The sequence below is a fragment of the Candidatus Angelobacter sp. genome (genome assembly GCA_035607015.1).
In the GTDB taxonomy this organism is placed as follows: Bacteria; Verrucomicrobiota; Verrucomicrobiia; order Limisphaerales; family AV2; genus AV2.
In genome coordinates, this window is record DATNDF010000058.1 from 1 (window position 1) to 8,227 (window position 8,227).

At 57.7% G+C, this 8,227-nt stretch carries 10 protein-coding genes; all 10 read left to right on the top strand.

Annotated elements, in window-relative coordinates; genetic code table 11:
* Positions 1-184: hypothetical protein (locus tag VN887_02305; protein ID HXT38834.1), on the top strand; the 184-nt coding region annotated here is incomplete at its 5' end.
* A gap of 4 nt (positions 185-188) precedes the next feature.
* Positions 189-1,907 carry a molybdopterin-dependent oxidoreductase gene (locus tag VN887_02310; GenBank protein HXT38835.1) on the top strand — a complete coding sequence of 573 codons (1,719 nt, stop codon included), beginning with the start codon at positions 189-191 and terminating at the stop codon, positions 1,905-1,907.
* 6 nt (positions 1,908-1,913) lie between these two features.
* Positions 1,914-2,981, top strand: coding sequence for an NADH-quinone oxidoreductase subunit NuoH (nuoH, locus tag VN887_02315; GenBank protein ID HXT38836.1), 1,068 nt, complete (start codon positions 1,914-1,916; stop codon positions 2,979-2,981).
* 73 nt (positions 2,982-3,054) lie between these two features.
* Positions 3,055-3,597 (top strand): NADH-quinone oxidoreductase subunit I, encoded by a 543-nt coding sequence (locus VN887_02320; protein HXT38837.1) that lies wholly within the window; start codon positions 3,055-3,057, stop codon positions 3,595-3,597.
* Between the two features lie 2 nt (positions 3,598-3,599).
* Positions 3,600-4,082, top strand: coding sequence for a hypothetical protein (locus tag VN887_02325; protein ID HXT38838.1), 483 nt, complete (start codon positions 3,600-3,602; stop codon positions 4,080-4,082).
* A complete protein-coding gene (locus VN887_02330; protein HXT38839.1) occupies positions 4,079-4,585 on the top strand; it encodes an NADH-quinone oxidoreductase subunit J in 507 nt (168 codons plus the stop codon). The genes VN887_02325 and VN887_02330 overlap by 4 nt, the downstream gene beginning before the upstream one ends.
* Entirely contained in the window at positions 4,582-4,887 is a 306-nt protein-coding gene (nuoK, locus tag VN887_02335; protein HXT38840.1) for an NADH-quinone oxidoreductase subunit NuoK, read from the top strand. Before VN887_02330 ends, nuoK begins: the two co-directional genes overlap by 4 nt.
* 47 nt (positions 4,888-4,934) lie before the next feature.
* On the top strand, positions 4,935-5,225 hold the full coding sequence (locus VN887_02340; protein ID HXT38841.1) for a hypothetical protein: 291 nt from the start codon (positions 4,935-4,937) through the stop codon (positions 5,223-5,225).
* Positions 5,222-7,096 carry an NADH-quinone oxidoreductase subunit L gene (gene nuoL / locus VN887_02345; protein HXT38842.1) on the top strand — a complete coding sequence of 625 codons (1,875 nt, stop codon included), beginning with the start codon at positions 5,222-5,224 and terminating at the stop codon, positions 7,094-7,096. The genes VN887_02340 and nuoL overlap by 4 nt, the downstream gene beginning before the upstream one ends.
* A 93-nt stretch (positions 7,097-7,189) precedes the next feature.
* Positions 7,190-8,227, top strand: a 1,038-nt coding sequence (locus tag VN887_02350) for an NADH-quinone oxidoreductase subunit M (GenBank protein HXT38843.1), incomplete at its 3' end; no start/stop codon positions are given.

Sequence of the window (8,227 nt, forward strand, 5' to 3'; positions counted from 1 at the left end):
CGTGTTCGTTATGGTAATGAAACCGATGATTGGGGAGCAAACGAGCACCCGTGTGGTGATTGCGCCGTTCTCAAAGGACAATTTCACGTTGTTGGGTGTGACATTGAGCGTTGTCCGGTTTGCGGTGGGCAAGCTTTCGCGTGTGGTTGTCCGTATGAAGAGGAGGACGAGTCGCAATCCGTAACACGATGAGCGCAACGACAACTGAAACCAAAAAAGTGCCGCCGCCGGTCGAGAAGATCCGGATCAAGGTGGACGGGCGCGAGATCGAGGTGCCGAAGCTGATGCCGGACTGGCAGGGTAAGCTGCAACCCACGACGATGCTGCAGGCCTGCGGGCTGGCCGGAGTCGAGGTGCCCCATTATTGCTATCATCCGAAGCTGCCCGTCGCGGGAAACTGCCGCATGTGCCTCGTCGAGTTCGGCACGCCGATGATCGGGCCAGATCGCAAGCCGCTCTTGAATGAGGACGGCACACCGAAGATCGCACGATCAGTGCTGCCTTACGAGCCCACGACACCACGCGGCGCCATCGCCTGCGCCACGCCGATTTCGCCCGGCATGGAGATTTACCCGGGTTCGCCCGCGACGAAGCAGATGCGCGAAAGCGTTCTCGAGTTCCTGCTCATCAACCATCCTCTCGACTGCCCGATTTGCGACCAGGCCGGGGAATGCAAACTTCAGGAATATTCCGTGGACTACGGCCAGGCGGCCAGCCGGTTCGCCGAGGCGAAAGTTCACAAACCAAAGGCTGTTGATCTCGGCCCGCGCATCGTGCTCGACGACGAGCGCTGCATTCTGTGCTCTCGTTGCGTCCGGTTCACGAAAGACATCGTCGGCGATGACGCGCTCGGTTTCGCGAGTCGCGGCAGCTACAACACGCTCACCCATCAACCCGGCAGGCCGTTCGACAACAATTACACGCTGAACACGGTGGACATCTGCCCGGTCGGCGCGCTCACCTCGAAGGATTTTCGCTTCCAGATGCGCGTCTGGTTTTTGAAGGAAACAAAGTCCATCTGCGCGAGTTGCGGCACGGGTTGCAACATTGTCATCGGCTCGCGCGAGGAAAAAATCTATCGCTACGAACCCCGGCAGAACGAGGCGGTGAATTCCTGCTGGATGTGCGACGCCGGACGGCTGAATTACAAATGGGCGGGCCGACCGGACCGGCTCACTCAAGTCTTGAGTCGCAAGTCTGGCGTGTTGAGTCCGACGACCTGGACATCGGCGCTGAACGAAGTTGCTGACAAATTGAAAAACGCGCCGGCAGGTTCAGTCGCTATCGTCGCCTCGGCTCGACAAACCAATGAAGAACTTTGGTTGCTGAGCAAACTGAAATCGAAACTCGGCGCAATCAGTGACTCCGTCCCGCGCACCGGCGAGGGCGACAAACTGCTGGTCAACGCGGACAAAAATCCGAACACGAACGGCGCGCGATTGACCGGCATTGGCGCGGAGCCGATGGGATCAAACCTCCCGAGGATTGCCGAAAGCATTCGTAACGCCGGCATCAAGACGTTAATTGTCTTCGGAGAAGACGTGACAAATTGCGGCATCGGCACGGATTTGCTCGACAAACTGGAGACGCTCATCGTCAGCGACATTTTGCCGAACGAGACGACTGCGGCGGCGCATTTTCTGTTGCCCGGCTGCGCGCACGCCGAGAAGCGTGGAACCTTTACCAATGTCAAAGGCCGCGTGCAGAAATTCATGAAGGCGGTCGAGCCGCGCGGCGACGCACGACCGGAATGGGAATTCCTGCATGAACTGGTCTTCGACGTCACGGGGCAGAACGGCTTTGTCACGATCGAAGGCTTGTTCAACCAGATGGCAAAGGAAGTTCCGGCGTTCAACGGACTCACCTGGGCCGCTCTTGGTGACACCGGCGTGACGGTTCAGATTTAATCGCGCATGGACTGGAACTTTATCCTCTTCAGTTTGATCAAGATCGTCTGCGTGATCGGCGCGGTGCTGACGATGTTTGCCTACTCGGTCCTGGCGGAGCGCAAGATTTCGGCGTTCATTCAGGACCGCGTCGGTCCGAATCGCGTCGCCCTGCCGCTGGTCGGAAGCGTGCCCGTGATCGGTCCGTTTCTGACAAGGATCGGTTTCTGGCAGCCGATCGCCGACGGTTTGAAGGCCTTGCTCAAGGAGGACTTCACGCCCTCCTATGTGCGCAAGGCTTACTTCTGGCTCGCGCCCGCGATTGCTCTCATCCCGGCGTTTCTCACGGTGGCGGTGATTCCGTTCGGCTCGAATCTCGGTCATCAACGCATGGTCATCGCCGACCTGAATGTGGGCATCCTTTACACGTTCGGCATCGTGTCGCTGGGTGTGTATGGCATCGTGCTGGCGGGTTATGCGGCGAACTCGAAGTATCCGTTTCTCGGCGGCATCCGCTCGAGCGCGCAGATGATTTCGTATGAAATCGCGATGGGCATGAGCGTCATTCCCCTGTTCCTGCTGGTCGGCAATCTGAACCTGGGCCAGGTAATCGAATATCAGGCCCGGCACGGCTGGTTGATTCTTTATGCGCCGCTGTCGTTCTTCATTTTCCTGGTGTCGGCGTTTGCCGAAACCAACCGATTGCCGTTCGACCTGCCGGAATGCGAGACCGAACTGGTCGCGGGTTATAACACCGAATACAGCTCGATGAAATTCGCGCTCTTTTTCATGGGCGAATACGCAAACATGGTCGCCGGCTCGGCGATGATGGTGACGTTGTTTTTCGGCGGCTGGACGCTGCCGTTCGCCGGAATGGATCAACCGGCGGCCACGGTCCTGATGGGGCTGGTTCACATCGGCATTTTCGTCGGAAAAGTTCTGGTTCTCATGGTGGTGTTCATCTGGGTGCGCTGGATGTTGCCGCGCTTCCGGTATGACCAGTTGATGGACCTGGGCTGGCGCCGGTTCATTCCGCTCGCGCTGGCGAACATTCTCGTGACGGCGTTCGTGCTGTGGTGGAGAAGCGGAAGTTAACCGCAGAAGCGCGGAGAAGAATGAAGAAGCGCAGCCGTGCGGCTCCGCGTCTCCGCGGTGAAAAGAATTTGAAATGATTGTTCAACGCAAACAACTGACCTTGTGGGAGCGGCTTTACCTGCCGGCGATCATCGCCGGGCTCAAGGTCACGCTGCGTCATTTCTTCAAAAAGAAAGTGACGATGGAGTATCCCGAGGAGAAATGGGTCGTGCCCGAAGGTTATCGCGGCGCGCCCTATCTCGTGCGGGATCAGGAAGGCAACACCAAATGCGTCTCCTGCCAGCTTTGCGAGTTCGTCTGCCCGCCCAAGGCTATCCGGATTATTCCTCCCGGACCGGACGGCCCGCCCGCCGACCGCCCGAACGCGGAAAAGATCCCGCTCGAATTCGAGATCAACATGCTCCGCTGCATCTTTTGCGGCTATTGCCAGGAGGTGTGCCCCGAGGAGGCGATCTTCCTGATGAAGGACTACTCGCTCACCGGCACGAGTCGCGAGGAGATGATCTATAACAAAGAGAAACTGCTCGAGCTTGGCGGCGAGCACCGTGGCATTCAGAAGTGGAAACAGAAACTCGAAGAGGCGAAGGCGCAGGCAACCTTTCCGGGGGAGGTTTAGCAATGAACAACCTTCTCCGGCTAACAACTCGATTCTGTTCAGTGCTGCTGATCGCAACGCTTATCGGTTGTTCACAGAGAGAAAAGAACACGATGTTTACAGACACGAACAAATCTGAGTTCAAAGTCGGGCAAGTCTGGAACTACAAGACACGACCGACCGAAGACGGCTCGTCACTTGTAATTTTGAAGGTCGAAACCGCTCCCGGATGGAAAACAATTGTCCACGTCGGGATTACGGGTTTGAAGATTAGGACACCCAAAGGAATTCAGGACGTTGTTCCGCACATGCCCTTCGATGAGTCCGCGGTTAAGGAGAGTGTTACGGCTAAGGTCAGCGACAGCGGTAAGTTGACCAATTTCCAAAAAGGTTATGAGCTTTGGCGCGATGCAGCCAGCTCCGGTAAGGGTGGCGTTTTCACAATTTCAGTCGCTGATGCCGTTGCGACAATTGAAGAAGGTTTGAACAAGGCGCAAGAAAGATGACGCAAGAGATTTTATTTTATGTCTTCGCGTTCCTGACGCTGCTGTGCGGCGCGCTGGTGGTGGCCAATCCCTTCAGCCGGAATCCGGTCACGAGCGCGATGTTTCTCGTGCTGACCATCGTTTCCATGGCCGGGTTGTTCGTGCTCCTGCACGCCTTCTTCCTCGCGGCGGTGCAAATCCTCGTTTATGCCGGCGCGGTAATGGTGCTCTTCCTCTTCGTCATCATGCTCCTTGATCTGAAAGCGGAGCAGCGGCGCAAGTTCAACAAATTCGGCATTGCCACCGGACTGGTCTCTGTCGGTGCCATCACCGCCATTTTCATCCGGGCCATCGCCGGTTCCGGTTCCGCCGCCCGCACGATCTCGCCAACCGTTGAAGGCTCGACGCCGGCGCTTGGCCGCATGTTGTTCACCGAGTATTTGCTCCCGTTTGAAATCCTTTCCGTGCTGCTGCTGGTCGCGATGGTGGGTGTGATTTTGTTGAGCAAGAAAGACCTGAAATGAGCGTCGGCCTCGAACATTACCTGGTCGTCAGCGTGTTGCTCTTCTGCCTCGGTTTGCTGGGCGTCATCATGCGGCGCAATCTGCTGATAATTTACATGTCGCTGGAACTGATGCTCAACGCGGCGAACCTTGCGCTGGTGGCGTTCTCCCGCTTCAACGACAGGCTCAACGGACAGGTGATGGTCTTCTTCATCATCACCGTTGCGGCAGCGGAAGTGGCGGTCGGCCTGGCGCTGATCGTCGCGCTTTATCGCAAGCGCCAGACCGCGCACGTGGAGGACCTGACCACGATGAAGCTCTGATGCATGCAATGAAAAGCTGGAGCCACTCAAAAAGAAGACGAACCCTCATGGGTTTTGGCGTCGCCTGTCTTTATGTGTTGATGACGGTCTGGCTCTGTTGGTTCATCCCGGATTTCAAAATCTTTTTCGCCATCTGCTTGGTCTTGTCGGCGGTAGTTGCCTGTTTTTTAGGATACCGGGCATTCTTCTTTTCAGATGATTGGTATAGAGCGAAAGAAGATGAGAGAGCTGATTGGTGGTACAGGCACCCTCGCTTGCGAATCGTGAGCACAGCTTTTTATTGGCTCAGCTACTCCTTGGTTTTTGCCTATTTTATTTGGCGCGGCTTCTTTAGATGAAACTCGAATTCCTCCCCTGGCTCATCCTGTCCCTGCCGCTGCTTTCGGCGGCGGCCATCGCGCTGTTCACGAAAAAAAATCGGGAACTGAGCGCCAAACTCTCCATCGGCGCCATCATCGCCGGCTTCGTGCTAAGTGTGGTCTTCATCGCAGTCAACGGCTGGGAGCCCTTGAAAAAGGAAACATTGGTGACCTGGCTGGAGGTCGGCGATTTACAGGTGGACTTCGGCCTGCGGCTCGATCCGCTCAGTCTGATGATGCTGCTCATCGTCACGGGCGTTGGTGGCGCGATCCACATCTACTCGTTGGGTTACATGCGTGAGGACCGCGGTTTCTCGCGTTACTTCGCCGGATTGAGCCTGTTTACCTTTTCAATGCTCGGCATCGTGCTGGCGAACAATTTTCTGATGATGTTCATCTTCTGGGAACTGGTCGGTGTCTCCAGTTACCTGCTCATCGGCCACTGGTTCGATCGCCCCGCTGCGGCCGACGCGGCAAAAAAGGCGTTTATCACCAATCGCCTTGGTGATTTCGGTTTCCTGTTCGGCATCATTATGGTCTGGTCGCTGGCCGGCGGACTCAATTTCTCGTTGATCGAAGATCAATTGAAACAAAATCCGGCGTTGTTCGGCCCGATGGCAACGGCCGCGGGGTTGCTGATTTTCTGCGGCGCCGCCGGCAAGTCCGCGCAATTCCCGCTGCACGTCTGGTTGCCGGACGCGATGGAGGGTCCCACGCCGGTCAGCGCGCTGATCCATGCGGCGACAATGGTGGCCGCGGGCGTTTACATGCTCTGCCGGGTGATCTTTATCTTCAACGCCCCGGCGCTTCAGGTCATCGCGTCGGTGGGCGGCTTCACGGCCTTGCTCGCCGCGTTGATTGCGATTCAGCAGAACGACATCAAACGCATCCTCGCCTACTCGACGCTTTCACAACTCGGCTACATGGTCATGGCGGTTGGACTCGGCGGCCCGGCCCCAGCGATGTATCACCTCACCACGCACGCGTTCTTCAAAGCGCTCCTGTTCCTCGGCGCCGGCTCGGTCATCATCGCGTTGCACCACGAGCAGGACATCTGGAAAATGGGTGGCCTGCGCCATAAAATGCCGGTGACGTTCTGGACGTTCCTCGTCGGGACGCTCGCGCTCTGCGGCGGCCCGCCGTTCAGCGGCTTCTACTCGAAGGACGCCATCCTGGCGCGGGCGGCGCAGCAACACAACTGGCTGCTCTTCGCCCTCGGCGTGTTCGTCGCGGCGCTGACCACGTTCTACATGTTCCGGTTGTTGTTCGTCGCGTTCCTCGGTGAGCCCAAGGCGCACGAGGCCGAACAGGCGCGGGAATCGCCCGGCGTCATGATCTGGCCGCTGCGCGCGTTGGCCGCTTTTTCATTGGTCGGCGGCATAATTGGCATCGAACGCCTTTTCTGTTACGTCTTTGGATTTGAAGACAAGGGATTTCCTCGCGGGACAATGGAACAACTCACCTACCCATTCAGACACGACCCTTTGGTTGTGTTCATCGGTCTGGCGGCGGTCGCCATTGGATTCTTTGCGGCTTACAAGTTCTACGCGGGGGCAAAGGTCGATCCGTTGTCCGCCAGACTCACCGGGCTGTCCGCAGCTTTGCGCAGCCGCTTTTACTTCGACGAATTCTACGAAGCCACAGTCATCAAACTGCACGATGCCGCCGCGGCTGTCGCAGACTGGTTTGATCAATGGATTGTCGAGGGATTTTGCGTCGGTCTCGTGCGCGGCGGCACGGATCTGACGGGCCGCGCGCTGCGCCTCTTCCAGACCGGCAACCTCCAGACCTATGCCTTTCTCTTTGTGCTCGGCGTGGCGGTGGTGCTGTGGTTCGTTTTAGGTAAATAATATGAAGAATTTTAACCGCGGAGACGCGGAGGCGCAGAACGGCGGAAGAAGGATTCTTTCTCCGCGTCTCTGCGTCTCTGCGGTGCGTTCAAGATGACCTCTTTGGCTTCGATTCTGGTTTTGCCGTTTCTGGCCGCGATAGGCCTCGCGTTCGTGCCGCGCAATTACCGGTTCGTCATGCGGCTCGTGACGCTGGCAACCACTCTGCTGGTGGCGCTGCTTGCCGTCACGCTCTTCTGGCGCTTCAACGCGGACGACGCGGGATATCAATTCGTCACCACAATCCCCTTCCTCGGCGCCGGGTCACTCGGCATCCAGTGCAAACTCGGTGTGGACGGCATCAACGTCGGGCTGATTTTGATGGGTGCCCTCGTCGCCTTCGCCGCCGCCTGTGTGTCCTGGGAAATCGAGTCGCGTGAAAAAGAGTTTTACATTCTGTTGTTGGTGATGACGGGCGGCATCCTCGGCGCGTTCGCCTCGCTCGACCTGTTCTTCTTCTACTTTTTCCACGAACTCGCGCTGGTGCCCACGTTCATCATGATCGGCGTCTGGGGGCGGGGCGAGCGAAAGAATTACGCGACATTCCAGATCACGCTTTACCTCAGCCTTGGCGCGCTCATTGCGTTGATCGGCCTCATCGCGCTTTACCTGCAACTGCCCGACGGCCTGCGCACGTTCGACATCCGGGAAATCACGGGTTATTTCAAGGACAAGCCGATGGCTCAAAGCGCCCAGCATTTCATCTTTCCCCTGCTCATGTTCGGCTTCGGAATCCTCGTATCGCTCTGGCCGTTCCATACCTGGGCGCCGCTCGGCTATGGTTCGGCGCCGACCGCCACCGCAATGCTGCACGCCGGGGTGCTGAAAAAATTCGGGCTCTACGGCCTGCTGCGGGTGGCGTTGCCGCTTCTGCCCGACGGTGCGCAGCACTGGCGGTCCCTTCTCATCGCGCTGTTGTTAGGCAACATCATTTACGTCGGCCTGGTCACGATCGCGCAGAAACGGCTCGATTGGATGCTCGGTTACTCGAGCGTGATGCACATGGGCTACATCTTTCTCGGGATCGCGAGCCTGAACCTGATCGGGTTGAATGGTGCGGCGGTCCTGATGTTTGCCCACGGGATTTCGATC